9 protein-coding genes are annotated in these 19,516 nt (G+C 34.4%); all 9 read right to left on the bottom strand.

Going from position 1 to position 19,516, the window contains the following annotated elements; genetic code table 11:
- Positions 1 to 13 precede the first annotated feature (13 nt).
- Positions 14 to 1,774, bottom strand: coding sequence for a RagB/SusD family nutrient uptake outer membrane protein (locus FA046_RS13710; RefSeq protein WP_205943659.1), 1,761 nt, complete (start codon positions 1,772 to 1,774; stop codon positions 14 to 16).
- A 27-nt stretch (positions 1,775 to 1,801) separates the two neighbouring features.
- Positions 1,802 to 4,987 (bottom strand): SusC/RagA family TonB-linked outer membrane protein, encoded by a 3,186-nt coding sequence (locus tag FA046_RS13705; protein ID WP_136827106.1) that lies wholly within the window; start codon positions 4,985 to 4,987, stop codon positions 1,802 to 1,804.
- 24 nt (positions 4,988 to 5,011) lie between these two features.
- The gene (locus tag FA046_RS13700; protein WP_136827105.1) at positions 5,012 to 6,448 is read right to left on the bottom strand and encodes a fasciclin domain-containing protein; all 1,437 of its coding nucleotides are present in this window, start codon (positions 6,446 to 6,448) and stop codon (positions 5,012 to 5,014) included.
- 79 nt (positions 6,449 to 6,527) lie between these two features.
- Positions 6,528 to 8,258, bottom strand: coding sequence for a fasciclin domain-containing protein (locus FA046_RS13695; RefSeq protein WP_136827104.1), 1,731 nt, complete (start codon positions 8,256 to 8,258; stop codon positions 6,528 to 6,530).
- Positions 8,259 to 8,270: 12 nt separating this feature from the next.
- Positions 8,271 to 9,800, bottom strand: a complete 1,530-nt coding sequence (locus FA046_RS13690) for a RagB/SusD family nutrient uptake outer membrane protein (protein WP_136827103.1) — start codon at positions 9,798 to 9,800, stop codon at positions 8,271 to 8,273.
- An 18-nt stretch (positions 9,801 to 9,818) separates the two neighbouring features.
- Entirely contained in the window at positions 9,819 to 13,109 is a 3,291-nt protein-coding gene (locus tag FA046_RS13685) for a SusC/RagA family TonB-linked outer membrane protein (RefSeq protein WP_136827102.1), read from the bottom strand.
- A 2-nt stretch (positions 13,110 to 13,111) separates the two neighbouring features.
- Positions 13,112 to 15,349, bottom strand: coding sequence for a fasciclin domain-containing protein (locus FA046_RS13680; protein ID WP_136827101.1), 2,238 nt, complete (start codon positions 15,347 to 15,349; stop codon positions 13,112 to 13,114).
- Between the two features lie 342 nt (positions 15,350 to 15,691).
- Positions 15,692 to 17,020 (bottom strand): rhamnogalacturonan acetylesterase, encoded by a 1,329-nt coding sequence (locus FA046_RS13675; protein WP_136827100.1) that lies wholly within the window; start codon positions 17,018 to 17,020, stop codon positions 15,692 to 15,694.
- A complete protein-coding gene (locus FA046_RS13670) occupies positions 17,017 to 19,455 on the bottom strand; it encodes a glycoside hydrolase family 95 protein (protein WP_136827099.1) in 2,439 nt (812 codons plus the stop codon). Before FA046_RS13670 ends, FA046_RS13675 begins: the two co-directional genes overlap by 4 nt.
- Positions 19,456 to 19,516 lie beyond the last annotated feature (61 nt).

Genomic DNA, 19,516 nt, shown 5'->3' with positions numbered 1-19,516 from the left:
TGATGAATAAAAATTAATCGAACTTAAATGGCAAGTACCAATTGTTTGGGTCCATTAATTTGGTACGTACCGCAGTTGCATTAGGATTACCTTCTCTTAATAATTTTTGATAAACTTTATCTGCTAAGAAAGCGGGCTCTCCTCTTCTTCTGGCAATACGCATTAAATCTCCCCAACGGTTACCTTCAAAAGCTAATTCTAAACCTGCTTCTGTAATGGTATTGTTTTCTATAGAAATGGTACTATCACCAACTACCGCTAACCTTGGTAAATAAGCTCTGTTTCTTACTCCTGTATTTCTATGCCATGTAGCTCTAAAGCTTGGGAAATCGCCATTTCTAGCATCAAAATCATAAGGTGCTACATCAAACGTTTGCATAATGTTAGTTACGTTTCTGCCTGTAACTCCTGGTGTAGGGTCATAATTATTATTAATTCCTGTGCTAATTAATGCATCTGCTAATTTATGTCTGTTATCTCTATTGGCAGCTTCGGCAAAACGTAAGTGCAAAGTAGCTGCCCTGTATAAAAACCAATTTCCTTCTTTTTCAAATAAAACCCTTGGCAAAAATGTTCTATCGTCTAAATAATTATAAAGGTATTTCATTACTACTTGTCTGCCGTTATTTTCATTGATACTGAAAATTTTTCTAGCATCGCCCACTATACCGTTGTATTTTACTGGAGCATTCCAATTATCAATTGATAGTTGAGATGGTTTAACCAAATATTTTCCGCCTTGTATAGAAAACAAATCTACAAATGGATTTACTGGTTGAAAGTTTTTGCTAAATGGTAAAGCCCAAATCCATTCTGTGTTCCATAATACATCTCTTGGTCTGGCAAAAATAGATTTCCAGCCTTGGGTAGTACTGTTAATAAGCCCTTGAGTATCTTGCTCTCTAAAACGAATATATCCTACAGATAAATCATTATTACCAGCTACATCAGCAAACTTAATTTTGTAAGTATCATACCTGGCATTTGCATCACCTGTATCATCAAAACTGGTCATTACACTTTTATAAGCGGTTGCTGCTTTTGTATAATTCCCCTTCCAAAGGTTTAAATCACCAATTAAACATTGTTTGTTGATAAAGAATTTGGCTGTAGCATAACCATCTACAGTAGTAATTAATGAGGAATTACTTGCGTAAGTATTTTTGTAAGGTAAACCTTCTACAAAAGGAATTAAAAGATCTAATAACTGATCAAAATTTACCTTTGGAAATTTGGTGACATCTTTAACATCGGCTAAGTTTTCTAATGGCGAGGTGATGTATGGAATGTTTCCAAAATGAATACCTAATTGCAGGTAAACCCATGATCTGATACAAGCCACATCAGAATAACGCTGATTGTATTGATCTTGCGTAAACTTGTTATCTTTTAGCATGATATCAAAGTTGGCTAAGACATCATTACAGTTTAAAATTACTTCATAAAATAATTTTGGATCGGCGTAAGGATTATCAGCACTTACCTGGTGATCATTAATTTGTCTTAAAAAAGGATTTGAGTTTTCTGTAACCGACATTAAATCGCCTCTTAATTCATTAAGAATTACATACTGCTCGGCCAAGTTCATAAACTTACCGTAAACACCTATTACGGCAGCATCTGCATCAAATACATTCCTGTAAGTTTGCTCTGCTACTAATCTATCTTTAGGTTCTACCTCTAAAAACTTTTTGCAGGAAACGTTAGCTGTAACCACTAGCGTAAACGCAATGCAGCTAAACCATTTTGTTGTATTAAATTTTAATTTCATCATTTCTATACTAAAAATTCTCTGATATGATTAAAGGCCTAATTTAAAACCTAGTTGAAATGTTCTTACTTGTGGTATTAAACCGGTATCTACACCCTGTGCAAATAGCGCTGAATTAGCACTAAACTCTGGATCGTAACCTAAATAGTTGGTTAAAGTGAACAGGTTGTTTGCTGTCACATAAATTTTAGCTCCTTTAATCATTTTATCCTTAACGGGGATATTATAACTTAAAGCCAAGGTTCTTAATCTTAGGTAAGAACCATCTTCTACCCAACGATCAGAAAATTGTGCATTTCCCATTGGATCTCCCCAATTTGCTCTTGGTGTAGAAGTGATTTGACCATCAGCTCTCCATCTGTTTAAGGCTACTTGAGTTTGATTTTCATAACCCGACATGCTTTCTAAACTATTTCTGGTTCCGTTATACAAATCATTACCTACAGAGAAGTTAAACATCGCGTTTAAGCTAAATCTTTTGTAAGACACCGCAGAGTTAAACATTCCAATAAAATCTGGATTTGGATTACCAATTACAGTTCTATCCGCATCATCAATTACGTTATCTCCATTTAAATCTACAAAGCGAACATCACCACCTTGGTAAGGCACTAAAGATGCATTAGGTAATCTTCTTTGTAAACCTGATGCGGTAGCGGCTGCGTTAGTAGTGAAAATTCCATTACTGGTTAAACCGTAGAATAAATTAGCATCTTGACCCACTTTTGTGATATAAGTTGCGCCACCAAACTGAGTAAGGAATTCGCCAGATGGCAATGAAGTAATTTGATTTCTATATTGAGAAAAACTTACGCCTAAATCTACCTTCAAATCAGCTTTTCCTATTACACGGCTGTTAGCAGCAATTTCATATCCATTGGTTCTCATGGCTGCGTTGTTGTTAATGGCAAAATCAAAACCTGTAGAAGAATTAAGAGATTCAAAAACAATCATATTGCTGGTTCTATTAGAAAAAACATCAAACGTTAAGCTTAATTTTTCTTTTAAAACAGCTAAATCAACACCTAAATTCGCTTTTTTAACGGTTTCCCATTGTAGACTGGAGTTTCCAATGTTTCCTCTAACTAAACCTTGTACGCCCACTAAATTTTGAGAAGTATAGTAAGATCTTGAGGAGTAATTTCCTATATCATCATTACCTGTAATTCCGTATGAAGCTCTTAATTTCAAGAAATTAATAAAGGTATTGTTGGCCATAAAATCTTCAGAAGAAATTAACCAACCTGCTCCAATAGAAGGCATAAAGGCAAATTTATTATCTCCAATGGCTATGGCTCCATTATCTGCATCTTTTCCAAATCTGCTTGATCCGTCTAATGCTAAATTAAGAGAGAAGAAATACTTGTTAGACAGGCTATAATTATTGGCCATGTAAACGTTCATCCAATTCCAGCCGCCCAAAGTACCGCCCACTTTACGTAAAGTTGTACTACCGGCGCCTACACTTAAAAATTCATCTGTTGCAGAATTGTATCCTAATCCAAAATCACTTTCAGAATTATTAGTTTGCGTACGTAAACCTACTCTAGAGCTAAAGTTGTGTTTGTTGTTGAAACTTTTATTGAAGTTTAAATAAGTATCATTAAAAACACTAAATAAACGTTGTATTTCTGTTCCAGATCTGTTTAAAGCAATAGCTGTTGCTAAAGTATCGCTGGTAACGCCTAGTTGAGGTAAAAAGAAATTCTCTCTGCCTTTATCATAAGTAATACCGGCAATGGTTACCAAGTTTAAATTTTTATTGAATTTGTAACCAAAATGCAGGTTACCAAAAAACCTGTAAGCTCTGTTAATTCCAATGGTATTATCTGAAACTATCACCGCCGGATTACTTACATTAAAAATGTCAGAATCGTTAAAGTTTGGTGATTGTGCTCCATCCACAGCAAAAACATTAGTCGCTAAAAAAGGTGCTTTAGTTAAACCTAAATAAAGCGGACTAGAAGTTCTATAGTTGTTACCTTGATTGCGTAAGTTTTGCTCATTGTAATAGAAAGATAAATTTGCTTGTAAAGTAAGCTTAGGCGTTAAATTTAAATCGCCATTTAAACGCATACTGTATTTAGAAAAATCACTATTTTGAATTACACTCCCGTTATTTACATAACCCATAGATAGTGCATATTTAGCAATGTTATCTCCACCTGTTACTTTTAAGTAATAGTTTTGATTATAGCTATTTTGCATCACCTCATTTTGCCAATTGGTATTGTTGTTATAAGTGAAATTATTTGGATTATCATTCATATAAGGCTGTGCCTGTATTTGATTTTGGCTTAAACCCCTAGTTTGCAATATTTGAGTTAAGTAGGAACGATAATCTGACGCACCTAACAAAGGAATGTTTTTAGGTTGCTGATTAAAGCCTCCATATACTGCAAAATCCATTTTTGTAGTTAAATCTTTTGGGTGGGTGGTACTAATCATGATGACTCCGTTAGCCCCTTTTGTGCCATAAAGAGAGGATCCATCTTTTAAAATACTGATATCTTCAATGTCTTTTACATCAATATTTGCGATTGAATTATTAAAGTTATTCCCAATTAATTCTGAACTGTAATCTTCAGTATCGTAAATTACACCATCTACAACCACTAAAGGTTTATTAGTTGCATAAAGCGAGTTAAAGCCTCTTAACCATAATGTTGCATCGCTGTTAGATGTTCCAGAACGACGAGTAGCATTTACGCCTGCTAAACGGCCTTGCAGGTAAGTACCGGGGGTTTCTGAAGCTAATTCCCACTGGCTTTTTTCCACGTTTAAAGATTTTGCAGCAAAAGGAACTTGACTTTCTATTTTTACGCCTGTTGGCATGGTTACCTCGTCAAAAAATGAAGTATAACCAGCTTCGTAAAGAATGATATCTACAGTTAATTTACCTTTTAAGGCTACTTCTTTAGTTTGAAAACCGTTGCCGCTTACCAATAAAGTAGAATTGGTATAAGGTGTACTGATAGAGAAATTTCCTTTATCATCTGTAATACTTGCAGAGTAACCAGGTGAAGAAATATTGATACCCGCTAATGGCGCTCCCGTTGTAGCGTCTTTAACAGTACCTTTTACTTTTTGTGTTTTAGCATTTTGAACTGTTTTGGCCATTACGCTATCACGCTGTTGAGCAACAACGCTAAAGCTTAAAGCACCCAAAGTTATTAAGCAGCTGTATTTTAGGATATGTATAGGTTTTATTTGCATTTTAAATGTTCTAAAATTTAACAATTACTTAATGATAGGAACTAGTTTAATATAATCTAATGATAAGGTGTTGGTTCCGGTGGTTAAATTATTATTTGCACCTACCAAGGCAAGAGGAACACCGCCAGCAGTGGTTAAATTAAATGTACCAGTAAGTTCTACATCTTTATAATCTGCTACATTTACGTTTGTATAAGGAAAACTCATAATTGAGCCCGTATATAAACCTCCTGTTGGAGGGATAGATAATGTTCCTACTAATAATTTTTGCTGAAACGTATTGGTCTGAATATCATTAATAGCTCTCCATAAAACCTTGTACCTGGTGCTATATAAAATAGGTGTAGTATAAGTCACCAAGAATTGAGCAGTTGCATGGTTTTGAACCATTAAATCTCTAAACTCTATTCCATTATTATCTAACTTTTGGCGATAGTAGGTATTACCTCTTTTATTTCCAGGTATAAACTGTCGTGGATTTTCTCCTTCTATTTTTGTAGTGACTAAACGATGAATTAACTCAACATTCATATTACTCACAATGTGAATTAGACCATTACTACTTTTTATAGTTTGTACAATGTTACCACGATTGATGGGCACTTTTACGCCAAATTTAGAAACCAAGGTATCAGGCAAATTGGCTACTTTTAATTCGCCAGCAAAAACCATATCTCTTAAGGTATATTCTGTAGAAATAAGTTTAGTAGTATCTGCAGAAGGTCTGATTAAGTAAGGAAGTAATTTAGTTACCTCGGTATTAAAAGCAGCATTTTGCATTAAGAATAAGGTGTATTTACCATCTTCGTTTCTGATATTAAATGTTTCTCTGGTAAATTCATTATCTACTGTTGGGTTACCCGTATTTTCTTGACCATTTGGATAAATATTTATGGTATCTAAAGCAGTAATAAAAGCCGCTTGCTCATAAGTAGTATTGTTAGCTTTTAAATATTCCCATATACTTAATTTAGGACTCAACAAGCCATCAATAATGTGATAAATACCGTTTGCGGCAAACTTATTAGGGGTACTAATATTTACTTCATCAATTGCAGATTGTAAGAAGATTAAATTTTTGCCTGTTAACATTTTTACTGTTAAAGAATCAGAAGCCATATCTGTACGAAAAGCAGAAATAGCGATATGATTACCTACAAAATATTTTAATCTGGCAGTATCATTCACTATCGCCGGATCTAAAGCTGCTATAGCCGTATTATTTGGAGCAAAAACAGTGTAAGTTTTTGAAGAAGCTATCACTTTATCATAACCAGTTTTTACCAATAGCTTATTAAACTCTGATACGCTGGTGTTTTTTGATATCTGTTCAGATAAATTATCATTCACTATTTCATCAGTGATTGCTACATGCTCATCCCATTTATCAGTACAACCATAGATTGCTATTGACACAAAAGCTACAGATAGTATGGTGCGTAATTGTTTGTAAATCTTCATCCCTTAATGGATTATTTATAGAATTTGAAATAATCAGCTATTTCTAATTAGAAATAGCTGATAGAATATTTATAGTTAATTAATATACAATTTCTCCGTTGGGTCCAAACTTTGGACTTATTTGATTTTGATCAATAGGAATAAAATGTATCATATCAATAGTGGCTGAAGATGCGTTGGAATTGGTTAATGCATCTAATCTAAAAATATGTCTATCTGTGGTTAAAATATCCATAGTACCTAAAAGCCTACAATTCCAGTTAGAACTATTAAAAGTTATTGGATTTTTATACCCTTGTGCTTCTAACTCTGTTGGAGTAGGATCTGACGCTACAGAACCAACATCCCCTTGCGCTCTAATTTTGTATTCTCCAAAACTAACCGTTCTGGAAAATGGAACACCATCTAAAGCAGCGCTACAGGTATTTTGTGAATTACTACTACCGCGTATCGATCTAAATGAAATCCATACTTTATACCTTCCTCTAATTACCACTGGTGTTCTAAACTCTACAAACTGTGCTACTGCGGTTCTTAAACTGATTTGTAAATAATCTGAATAATATGCCCCAGCAAAATTTCCTGTAGTACTTACTGCGTAGGTAACAACAGGGTTATTGCCGCCATCCCATCTGATATCTCTTAGCGTACCTCTTGTAAAAGATTGAAATTTACCCCCTACTCTAAATATACCTGGTAGTTGACGAATCTCTGGTTGGTCTGCAACGTCCCAATATACAGCTGTTGGCACCCTTTTCTTAACAGCGAAATCTCCTCTAACAAAATGCAATACTCCGTTTGTTGTAGAAACATCACTTATATCACGATCTGCACTTACTCCCTTTTCTAAAACACCTGCAAAAACATCCTCATTAAACAGAATACTATCTTTAGATAATTTTACACTAATAATTTCTAAAGGAGCTTTGGTGCCATGAGAGCTTGCAGTTACAATATCAGCCATGTATTTTAAACCTGGCAAAACCCTGTAAGCAACATATACATTTAAACTATCAGCAGCATTCATTGGATTGCCAGTATTAGAGTATTTTGCAATTAGTTTGGCAACTATTTGATCATCTGTAAGCGTTGGGTCATTAGCTTTATAAGCTGCGTTGGTGGTAGTTAATACAGATACATAACTGCCTTCGCCATTTACAAAACTTAATGGGGTGTTTAATTTTACATCCCAACCTGTGGCTATTAATAATTTATTAAATATAGAAAGACTTGGAGTTGCACTAATTTCTTGAGCTAACGTTCTTTCTGATTTAACTAAAACATGATCTATAGAATGTATAATTCCATTACCCACTCTAATATTGCCTTGTAAAATTTTAGCCAATTTATTGATGACAATTCTTGTCACTCCACCTTCATTTTTGGCTAGCGTGGTTAAATACTGACCTGAAACAGTAGGTTTACTAATTTTACCATCAGTAAATGAAGTGGTTGATACCGTATCTTCAATTAAATGAAGTTTTACCAAATCTTTTAATACGTTAATATCAACTTGATCTATACTGGTTTTTCCTTGAGCCGTTAGATATGCTTTAAATGCCTCATCTGTTGGTGCAAATACGGTATATGTACCATAAGCGCCTAAAAAAGAAGCATTATCGGTTAATTTTAAAATATTTAAAAACACCGAATAGTTGGCTATGTCTTTTTCGAAATATCCTGTAATATTTACGCTGTCATCTGTTGTTTGTTTAAAATTTTCTTTCTTACAAGCAACAAACCCTATTACTAGTAAGAACAGTAAAGCTGTCATCACTTGTAACTTTTTTAGTTTGAATAACTTTTTCATATTTCCTGGAGTTTATTTGTAAAATGGATTTTGAACTAAGGATTTATTTGTTCTCAACTCTGTAAAGTTGATAGGCAAATAATGACTATTATTATCTCTGTATTTAGAAATGATTGATTGTTGCTTATCTACCGGTGCACTTGCAGTAACCATGTCTATAATTAAATCTCTACGGGCATAATCATTTCTTCTGGCATTTCTCAACACATCAAACCATCTTTTACCTTCAAAAGCAAACTCTCTAGCTCTTTCTTTCAAAATATAATCTGTCACCGCATTCTTTTGAGTATTAGGATTTGCAAAAGATTCTTTAGTTTCTTCTAAAGCTCTGGCTCTAATTCTAATCGCTTTTATATCACTATCATCTTTCCCGTTAATAATTTCTATTGCACCTTCACCATCTCCTAATTCGTTTAAAGCTTCAGCTTTCATTAAAAGAACATCTGCATATCTGTAAACAAACCAATGGGTGAAAGACTGTTCTAAAGTTTTTCTATCCTGAGAATTTAAACCTATGTATTTGTAAATAGAATTATCACTAGATAATATAGAAGCGCCATTTCCTCTGATATCAAACTTGGTTTCGTCAAGAAAATTAATTCTAAAAACTTCTTCCATTACTCTTGGAGCGCCAATAAACCTAGGTCTTTGTAAGTGCATGGTGTAAAAAGGATTTAACTGTTGTAAATCAAATTGTAATTCAAAAATACCTTCAGATGAATTTCCATTTGCATACAAGGTAGTAAACCAAGCATTGTTACCGGGAACTAATGAAAACTTACCAGAATTAATTACTTTATCACAAGCTTCGTTGGCTTTTTGAAAATCATTAAGCCATAAATACAAATCGGCTTGCATGGCATTCACAGTATATTTAGTAATTCTGCCTTTATCTGAAGCGATGTTATTGTAAGTTAATTTTGCTTTTCCCTCTGCTTCCAGTAAATCTTTTTCTATTTGTTGAAATACTTGTAACTGTGTAGAAGTTGGAATCTGAAAATTATCATCATCACTTTTAGTGGCTTGAAGTTTTAGTGGCACATTACCCCATGTTTTGGCTAAAACAAAATACATATAAGATCTAATAGTTAAAGCTTCTGCTACATAACTATCTAATTCTGCCTGGGTAAAAGTTGGATCTTTTTGTAAAACAGCTGGTGCAAAATCTATTACATTATTACAGTAGTTAATGATGCGATAAAAAGCGTTCCAATTGGTTAAACCACTTGTTTCTAGTATATTAACATTCATTAAATCTATTTCATCTATACTAGCAAAAGCACCAGGGACTACCATATCACCCCTTAATTCGCCATACATAAATAAAAGATCGGCCATAGGAATATCTCTATTTCCTTGTGGTGAAACCAATAAAGAAGAATAGCAACCAATTACTGCTGATTGTACCTGCTCTTTTGTTAACCAAAACTCGGCACCCACAATACCATCTTGAGGCTTTAATTCAAGCCATTTGTTGCAAGAAGAAAACCCACTTAAAGAAACTATAAGTAAGAGCGTAAAATATATTTTTTTAAATTTCATAATGATTATTCTCTATGATTAAAATCTTGTTGATAAACCGAAAGTAAAACGCTTAGTAGGTGGAGTTCTAGAGTTATCTAAAGCTACTCCAAATACGCCTCTTTGCATGTTAATCTCTGGATCTTGCCCTCTGTAATTAGTTAGCGTAAACATGTTTTCGCCAGTAATAAACAACCTTACATCTGCTACCTTTATTTTCTTTAACATATCTGGTCCAAGGCTGTAGCTGATGGTTGCTGTTCTAAATCTTACAAAAGAAGCGTCTTCTACATAACGATCAGAACCTAACCAATTATAACCCGAAGCAAATAATGATCTTGGGATATTAGTAACATCACCAGGGTTTCTCCATCTGCTTAAAACGGCAGTACTTTGGTTGTCAAAACCTGATAAATTGGTAGTGAACATATCTGTTTGATTAATCACTTCGTAACCAATTCTATAACTAAAGAAAGTAGATAATCTGATACGGTTTTTGTAGTTAAATGATGGACCAAAACCACCTGTGAATTTTGGATTACTGTTTCCTAAATAAACAACATCTCTTGAATCTATATTTCCATCAAAATTGATGTCTTCATACATGGCATCTCCTTGTTGAAAAACATAATCTGTTTGAGGATAATTAAATCGCATGTAAATTGGCTGACCGCTTGGGCTAACAATTTGATTTCCATTTGCATCTTTAGCAATGGTTGCGTTTTGATCTGTGTAAACACCTTTAAACTTATAGCCATAGAATGAACCATAAGGATTATTAATTTGTAAAAAACGTTTGTAGCTACCATTTCTATCAGAAAAACCATCCTCAGAAGGGAAAAATTCGGATATTTCTCTAATGACGTTTACGTTACTGGCTATGTTAAAACCAAAATCAATGGTTAAGTTTTTAGATTTGTATGGCGTAGCATTAATGCCTACTTCCCATCCTTGGTTATCTAATTTTCCAAAGTTTAAATCCAAATCATTGAAACCAGAAACTCCTGAGATTTGAAGATTTTCGAACAATAAATCTGTAGATCTATTTTTATATAAATCAACATCTATTCTCAACTTTCTATTTAGCATTTCTAAGTTAAACCCTAAGTTAGTACCTGCTACAGTTTCCCATTTTAAGTTTCTTAACTCAATATTTGAAGGATATACACCCGATAAACCTAAATAGTTAGATTGGAAATTTCCGTAAAAGTTATAAAACAAATAATCTGTTCTTGGCGCTCTACCTGATTCCCCGTAACTGGCTCTTACACTTAAATCATCAATAAATTTTAATTTCTTCATAAATTTTTCAGAAGAAACTCTCCAACGAGTAGAGATAGAAGGGAAATAACCGTATCTGTTGTTAGGTCCAAATTTTGAACTTCCATCAGCCCTTAAACCTACGTTGATAATGTATTTATCGGCATATTTATATTGAGTACTAATTAAAGCACCCACGCTTCTTGATTCGCCAATACCTGTTAACAATCTTAAATCTGTATTTTGAGTTCTTGATGGATTTGAAGGATCGGTTAATAAAGAAGAAGCGGTATTAGAAGTTAACGACTCTTGACTTACGCCTCTGTAATCATCAGATTGAAGAGATAGAATACTTTGCCATTCATGGTTATCTCCAATTTTTGGACTAAAAATAAAGTTAGCCTTAGATTGTACTCTAAATTGATCTAAATCAGAATCTCCCGCTCTATTAACTACCGTTTCTGTATAGGGTCTGCCGGTAGCATTTTGAGGTAAAAAGTTATTTACTTTACTATTATTGATATCAAACATCACAGAAAAATCTGAGTATAATATACTTGGAATGATATCGTATTTTAAGTTGAAAATTGGGGTAATTCTTTCTCCTGTTTGTTGGTTAGATGCATACTCAGCCATTGCAGCCGGATTGTAAGTTCTAGAATAAGCACCTTGAATGTTTTGTGCTGGAGAAAAATAGTTAGGCGTTAAATTACCATACTCATCGTATTCATAAATACTCATGTTTGGTAATTTATTATTGGCCACACTTCTTAATCTGTCCCCATCATTTGCATTAAAAGAATTCACATAGTTACGATCTGTTACAGAATGGGTGTAAGAAAAATCTGTTCTAAATCTTATTCTACTAGAAACGGTATAATCTAAGTTTAACCTTGCACTAATTCTGTTTAAACCTGTTCCTTTGGTTACTCCTTTTTGGTCTAAATAACCAACAGAAGTGTAATATTTAGCTTTCTCACCACCACCTTGTAAAGAAATGGTATGGTCACCTGATAAACCTGTTTGAGTAATGGCATCTATCCAATCCGTATTATTACTGTAATTTTTAAACCAGTAAACATCACTTGGGTCATACTGAAATTCTTTATTTACCAATGTATTTAAAGGTGTTCCAGTTCTGTTCATAAATAACTCTGGAATTAACTGAGAATATTGATCTCCGGTTAATAGCGGAATCCCTTTTGGAACAGTAGATAACGACCCTCTAAAAGCATAATTAATAGTTGGCGTACCCACCGTACCACGTTTTGTAGTAATTAATAATACTCCGTTAGATGCTCTGGCTCCCCATACTGCAGTGGCTGCTGCATCTTTTAAAATAGTAATGGTTTCAATATCTGCTGGGGCAATGTTTAACAATTGCGCATATCCATCCTGATCTGCAGTTCCAAAATTAAAATCAGCGGGAACAGTAGTTTCATAAGGTAAACCATCAACTACAATTAAAGGCTCTGCACTTCCACTAATAGAAGAAGTACCTCTAATTCTGATAGACATTCCAGAACCTGGATCTCCAGAGTTAGAAGCAATATCAACCCCTGCAATTCTACCTTGTAAGGCTTCGTCAATAGAAGTAGATTGCATTTCTTGTAATTCTCTGGCACTAATAGTAACGTTAGCAGTAGTTAAATCTCTATCGGCTATGGCCATTAATCCGCTAGTTCCAGTTTTTGTGGCGGTTACGGTAACCCCTGCTAATTCATTATAGTTAGATTCTAAGGAGATGTTAATAGTAGTTCTACCATTAATTGCTACTACCTGAGATTTATATCCTAAATAGGAAATAGAAATGGTATGACTTGCATCTTTAATTTTTATGGCGAAGTTACCATCTAAATCTGTTACTACGCCGGTAACGGTACGCTTATCCTTGTCTAATTCTACAACAGAGGCTCCAATAATGGCTAATTTATCTACCTTATCTATCACTTTACCTCTCACCAATAAAGTTGTTGAAGTTGCTGCGGGTTGCTGTGCTAAAATTGATGATGGAAGTGCAAAAACACCCATCAAAACAACCATAAAGCTTAAAAAATATCTATTTCTCATATCTATCTGTAATCAAGATAATTATTAACTAAATGAATTAAAGTTCTATCTGCCAGGTTATTGCTTGAAGCATTAATTACGGTAGCAGTTCTGTTGTTATTTTGTCCTGAAAAAGACAAATTGTTTATTTGGTTATTTATCCTAACCGTTACCACTTCATCATTAATGTTTTTATGAAGCGTTTCAGAAGAGGTAATATCTTGGTTTCCATCTGCAGCTACAGTTCTTCTTACCAAAATATGATACCTGATAAATGCAGAAACTTTCTCAACATCTATACCTGTTGTAGGTGTTGTACTTGCAGGCAACAAACCAGCAGTGATAGCTGCTGCAATTGCATTATTATCTGGAACTAATAAGGTATGAGAAGTTCCCAATAACACACCGTTTATCACTCCAGTTGCTCTTGTATACAATGGTGAGTTATTCAGGTAATCAAAAAATCTTTTAAATGGAGAAATAGTTTGCCCTGGTGGGATTGTATTCGCTAAAGCTGCCAGCTTTAAACCAATGCCTCTTTCACTATATTCTAACAGGTTATCAGTATAATAAACTCTTCCGTTACTGGTATTATCAAAACCTGTAATGTTTACTACTGTTCCTACATCTTCATTACCAGCTGCAACCACTTTATTATTATTCCATTTAATATATTCACCAGGGATATCTCTATCGCCAGTTCTTATAAAACCTGTTGTGGTCGCAATGTTGTTTAACTCATTATTTGGCGTAGCAACTATATGTGTGTAAAGAATTCTTTGAATTCTTGCTCTTGCTAAAGCACCCGCTACTCTTACCCCGGTAGCAGGAGAAGTGTAAACCCATTCTACTCTAATAGGATCGTAGTCAAAACCTTTAGCTCTTAACAATTGATCAGACATCATGAAAAGCGTAAATTTTATATCAATATTATTGATGATACGTTTGTACTCTTCATTTAAAGCCCTTGTCATTAAAGTATAATTGGGATTCAAATAGGGTCTGCTGTACACAGAAAAGAAAGTATTTGATTCTTGTACTTTATTAGTACCATAAAACAAACCATTACTTAATATTTGACCGTCAACAATATCATTAGTTCTGTTAAACCTAACTTCTTCTTCTAATAAATTAAGGGCCGATGCAAATTTTGTAGGCCATACTGTGTTTGCCCATAAATGTGAATTTATTAAATCCACTAAAATATATTGTGGCAAAGCGTCTAAAGAAGTATAATGCTCTAAAATTTTAGTATTGATGAAATTCTGAAGTACCGTGTTTGTAGGAACAAACATGCTGTAACCATCAGATTGACCATCATTATCAGTTGTTTTTACAAAATTCTCATTATTAGGAGAAAAAGCTAAGCCAGCGTTATAAACTTTAATGTAAACCTTATCTGTTTTACCAGTTAAAATTTGATATCTTCTGGTAGCTAATTCATTCACTTGGTAGGTAACCAAATATTTATCTAAAATACTTTTGAATAAACTGTATTGAGGCTTTCCTGCTAAGTATTGGTCTAAATTTGGTAAAGGAAGAGTTACTTTTGTGACCTCATGTATAATTCCGTTTTCGGCAATAATATCGGCTGTTTTAACATTTCCTCCAATAAAATTAAACCCTGTGTAAGGTTCGTTAGGAAAAAAATAATTGTAATCTATTGCGCTTAAACCTGCGGCGGTTACAAAATTCTGATGAAAGTAAGGAACGTATTTATTGTTGTTATCTCCATCAACATAATAAGGAGTTCCGCCTACCGCAGAGTTGTTTCTGTTTGAAGAAAAAACAACTGTTTCTACCCCATTAACCATTTCTTTGTAGAAACCATCATAATAAGCGGTTCTTCTTTTATAAGCTTGATTTGGAATCCAACCTATATTAGATTGATAGTCTGAAATTCTATCGGTCCTAAATGCATTGTATACCAAGGCGTATTTTACAATTTTTTCAGCCATTTCTTTAGTTACAGCTTCTGCATTTGTAATTCCGTTTTCCTGAAAAAACACTTGAAAAGCGGCATCATTTGGAGCAAACAAAGTCCAATAACCAGCTTTAGACAAAATATCTGCGTATGCAGCTTTGTCTATTAGTTTAAGTAAGGTAGTGAAATTTCCCTTTGCAACCAGTTGTTGATATATGGGATCGGCAAGAGAATCTGGCCTACCATAATACTCGTCAAATTTATCCTTCTGACAGCCTGATAGTATAAAACTACCCACTAAAACCAAAAGAATAACACGTTTAATTGATGTGAACATAATTAGTAATTATATCTTAGAAAATTAATAAAGGTCTTTATTGAGCGTATGATAAATCAAAAGAATTGACCTGATGCTTGTTATTGCTTTTTAGAAGCACTAATAAGATTATCAAACTTAGAAAAGGAGGCAATGCGTTGAAGTAAAGTTTCATCATACTTAAGGTTAATTTAGGTTAATAAATCTCGAAAGTCGGGGACTCTCTAATTGGTTAATATACTAAAGTACAAGTTTCCGGGAAGCTTTGCATCCTGTCGCATCCTGTTTTTTTACTATTTTCACTAAAAAAATGTCATTTGTACATTTATTTAAAAAATTAGATAAAAAAAACTACCATTTAATCTAGTTTCCATCGGGCTTTACCGCATCACTTCTTAAACTTTCTGGCCAGGTCCAACTGGTAAAAGGATCGGGTTTTTCAGCATCATAATGATCAAAATTTCTAATGTATTTTTTGAGTTTTATTTTCTGATCAATAATTCCTTGGGTAATAATTTTTGAAATTTGATAAGCCCCATAAGGATTGAAATGAGTGTTATCTGCCAAAGCCTGAGTTTGACCCGGATAACTATTGGCAGGATAGTGTACTAAAGCCTTTTTAGAAGGCTCTACTCCTAATGCTTTGTATAAAATTTTGGTCTCTTTGTTCAAATCTATTAATGGCACATTTAACTCGGCAGCTACTTTGCGGGCGGCATCAGGGAAATCGCCTAAAGTCTCTACCACATCTCCTTGGTTGCTAAAAGATCTTCTTGCGGTAGAAGTCACAATTACCGGTATTCCGCCTTTTGCTCTAAAACTAGAAACAAAGAATTTTAAGTTTTCTGTATATGATTTATAAGCGCCATCATTAGCTCCTTTATCCTTTTGATCATTATGACCAAATTCTATAAATAGGTAATCTCCTTTTTTCATCACGCTTAAAATCTTCTCTAAACGTTTAGAACCCATAAAACTCCCTAAAGTAAGACCAGACTCCGCATGATTTGCAATGGCTATCCCTGGTTTAAAAAAATAAGGAATCATTTGCCCCCAAGATGCCCAAGGCTCATCATCTTGATTCACCACGGTAGAATTACCTGCTAAAAAAACAGTAATTTGATCATCTACGGGAGTAATCTCTATAGCCGCCACACATGGCTGAACAGCAAATTCTAGGGTAAGCTTGTTATCCCAATCTAATTTAGTGTACTCTCTGGGTTTTAAAGCCACTTTTTTGTTTTCGCTAATATTTCTATCCTTTATGTTTACTATAAAAGTTTCATATCTGAATTTACCTTTTGCAGGAGATATATTTTGTAACATTAGCCTTCTTGATTCGGCTTTTACAGTGGTTTTTGAAGCTCCATCACTATTACCTAGTAGCACTCTTACTTTATAATTGCCTTCGGGCAGTTTTACCGAGAAATAAAACGGCTGACTGGCGGTCACAAAATCTCTTTTTAACGCATTTCCTTTTCCACTATCAGCGAAAGCGGGCAAAGTTTCATAATCAAATCCAAAACCGCTGGCATCTGTGTAAGTACTTTTTGGGGTGACGGCGGTGTAGCCACTTTGCACATCAGATGATCCAAAATCAAATTTAAAAGATGGCCTTGCTGTAGATTGTGCCAATAATTGACCAGAAGATAAAGTGATAAGCAGAAATAAGTATTTTAAAGAGATTTTCATATTTTTAGAATCAAATATTTTTTGTCTTTTTTAGTTTTAAAGTTAAGACTATGATAAGTTTGGTTATTGATAACTACTGGTTTTGACAGCACATTTACTCCTGCTAGTTTAACAGGCAACAAAGTTAACAGCTTACAATCTTCGCCACTTCTTGATAGAATTTCGGCTTTTTGTAATTCCTTGTTATTCCAACTCATATCTACCACAAAATTTCCACGAGCAACTAAGCCTTTAACAGATCCGGTAGCCCAAGCATTTGGTAAGGCAGGTAATAATTGTATGTAATCTAACTGGCTTTGCAAAAGCATTTCGGTAACGCCAGCAGTAGCGCCAAAATTTCCATCAATTTGAAACGGTGGATGCGTATCAAATAAATTATTTAAAGTAGTTGTTTTTAATAATTCCTGATACATCAGATAAGCATGATTTCCATCTAATAACCTGGCCCAAAAATTAATTTTCCAGGCTTTGCTCCAACCTGTTCCGCCATCTCCCCTACCTATTAAGGTTTGTTTTGCTGCGTTAGCCAGTTTCTGATCTAATAATGGTGAAATTTCTCGACCCGGATGCAAGCCAAATAATTGCGAAACATGCCTGTGTTTTGGATCTTCATCTTCCCAATCTCCATACCACTCCATTAAATTGCCTTTTTTACCAATTTGTAGGGGATGTAACCTGGCTCGCTTCATTTCAAGCTTAGCAATTAAATCTTTATCGGTATTTAAAAACTTGGCGGCTTCTATTACATTGGTAAACAAATCCCAAATAATTTCCATATCCATAGCCGAAGCAATGGTTACAGCACCTTTATAGCCAGCCGGATGCAGGTAAATATTCTCTGGAGAAGTGGATGGTGCAGTAACCCATTCGCCTTTATATTCTACCAACCAATCTTCGCAAAAATCAGCAGCAGATTTCATTAGCGGATAAGCTACATTTTTTAAATATTCTTTGTCCTTGGTAAAACGATAGTGTTCATATAAATGCTGAGATAACCAAGCACTTCCTAAAGCCCAATTTGCCCATTTTGGATCTCCGCCTCCTTCGCCAACCGGATTGGTTTGTCCCCATAAATCAGAATTATGATGAACCGCCCAACCTTTCATTTGGTAATAATTACTAGCAGTTGCAGTTCCGTTTTTTGCCATATAACCTATTTGCGTAATTAATGGCTCTGTTAATTCTGATAGATTAGTCATTTCTGCTGGCCAATAATTCATTTGCAAGTTGATATTGGTAGTGTAATTACTTCGCCAAGATGGTCTTAATAAATGATTCCAAATTCCTTGTAAATTTGCAGCCGGGCTGCCCGCTCTGGAGCTAGATATTAATAAGTACCGGCCAAACTGATAATACAATTTTTCTAAGCCTACATCCGGCTTACCAGTTTTATATTGGGATAATCTTTCGTTGGTGGGTAATTCTGGATGAGATTCTCCTTTTATTTGCAAAGATAATCTGTTAAAAAACGAAGTGTAATCTGTTTGATGGGCTTTTAAAAGGTCGTCATATTTTTTAGTCGCAATTTTATTTAGATCTTGAGTGACGGCAAGTTTTTCATCTTTCCCGTCAGCATCAGGGCATTTATCAATTCCGTTAAAAGAAGTTTGGGCGGCAATAGCAAACACTACAGAAGTAGCATTAGTAATGGTTAATGTGCTGTCTTTACCTGTTAATTTACCATCGTTTTTTATCACCTTCATTCTCCATTCAAAACGCATTCCTTTGCAAGATTCATCATCTTTAAAAACAATAGGCTTTGGAACTCTTCTTTCATCGCTCTCAATGCGGGCTTTGCCTTGCAGTACTAATTCATTTTGAGCATTTACAAAACTGCTATGTGCTAATAAATGAGTGTTAGATACACTAAAATTAAGGCTATTGGCTTTGCTGGCGGTGATGCGTAAAATCATCACCTGATCTGGAAAAGAAGAAAACATTTCTCGGGTATATTGCACTCCATCAACCTCAAAAGAAGTAGTGGAAATTGCTTTTTCAATGTTTAAAGATCTTTTGTAATTTTTAACCTCTCCTTTAAAATCTTGTTTAATCAAAATATCACCCAAAGGTTGGTACATATTTGTGTTTGGACCTTGAATTTTCTTGAGTAAAGAAACCGCTTTGGGTATGCTATCCGCAAAAAGTGCGGATCTTACTTGTGGCAAATATTTATAAGCTGTTGGGTTTGGGTTGAGATTAACAGGGCCGCCTGTCCAAAGCGTAGCTTCGTTTAATTGAATTAACTCTAAACTTGGATGACCAAAAATCATGGCTCCTAATCGTCCATTTCCTATTGGTAAAGCCTCATTCCAGTCTTTTGCAGGTTTGTTATACCATAATTCTAAAGATTCAGCTTTTTGGCTTTGTGCACAAATATTATTTAAGCCAAGCAAACAGAATATCCCAAATGGAAAACACTTTTTAAGAAAAGACATTGATAACAAGGTTATTGGTTGGGATAAATCTAAAAAATAATCACACAACTACCATCATGAT

Origin of the sequence: Pedobacter cryophilus (genome assembly GCF_005116455.1) — a bacterium.
Taxonomy (GTDB): domain Bacteria; phylum Bacteroidota; class Bacteroidia; order Sphingobacteriales; family Sphingobacteriaceae; genus Pseudopedobacter; species Pseudopedobacter cryophilum.
This window is presented reverse-complemented; position numbering and strand designations above follow the sequence as displayed.

Excerpts from the sequence above, each read along its gene's own strand:
- FA046_RS13690 (WP_136827103.1), bottom strand. The coding sequence starts at position 9,800 with ATGAAATTTAAAAAAATATATTTTACGCTCTTACTTATAGTTTCTTTA.
- FA046_RS13675 (WP_136827100.1), bottom strand. The coding sequence starts at position 17,020 with ATGAAAATCTCTTTAAAATACTTATTTCTGCTTATCACTTTATCTTCT.
- FA046_RS13695 (WP_136827104.1), bottom strand. The coding sequence starts at position 8,258 with ATGAAAAAGTTATTCAAACTAAAAAAGTTACAAGTGATGACAGCTTTA.
- FA046_RS13705 (WP_136827106.1), bottom strand. The coding sequence starts at position 4,987 with ATGCAAATAAAACCTATACATATCCTAAAATACAGCTGCTTAATAACT.
- FA046_RS13680 (WP_136827101.1), bottom strand. The coding sequence starts at position 15,349 with ATGTTCACATCAATTAAACGTGTTATTCTTTTGGTTTTAGTGGGTAGT.
- FA046_RS13670 (WP_136827099.1), bottom strand. The coding sequence starts at position 19,455 with ATGTCTTTTCTTAAAAAGTGTTTTCCATTTGGGATATTCTGTTTGCTT.
- FA046_RS13710 (WP_205943659.1), bottom strand. The coding sequence starts at position 1,774 with ATGATGAAATTAAAATTTAATACAACAAAATGGTTTAGCTGCATTGCG.
- FA046_RS13685 (WP_136827102.1), bottom strand. The coding sequence starts at position 13,109 with ATGAGAAATAGATATTTTTTAAGCTTTATGGTTGTTTTGATGGGTGTT.
- FA046_RS13700 (WP_136827105.1), bottom strand. The coding sequence starts at position 6,448 with ATGAAGATTTACAAACAATTACGCACCATACTATCTGTAGCTTTTGTG.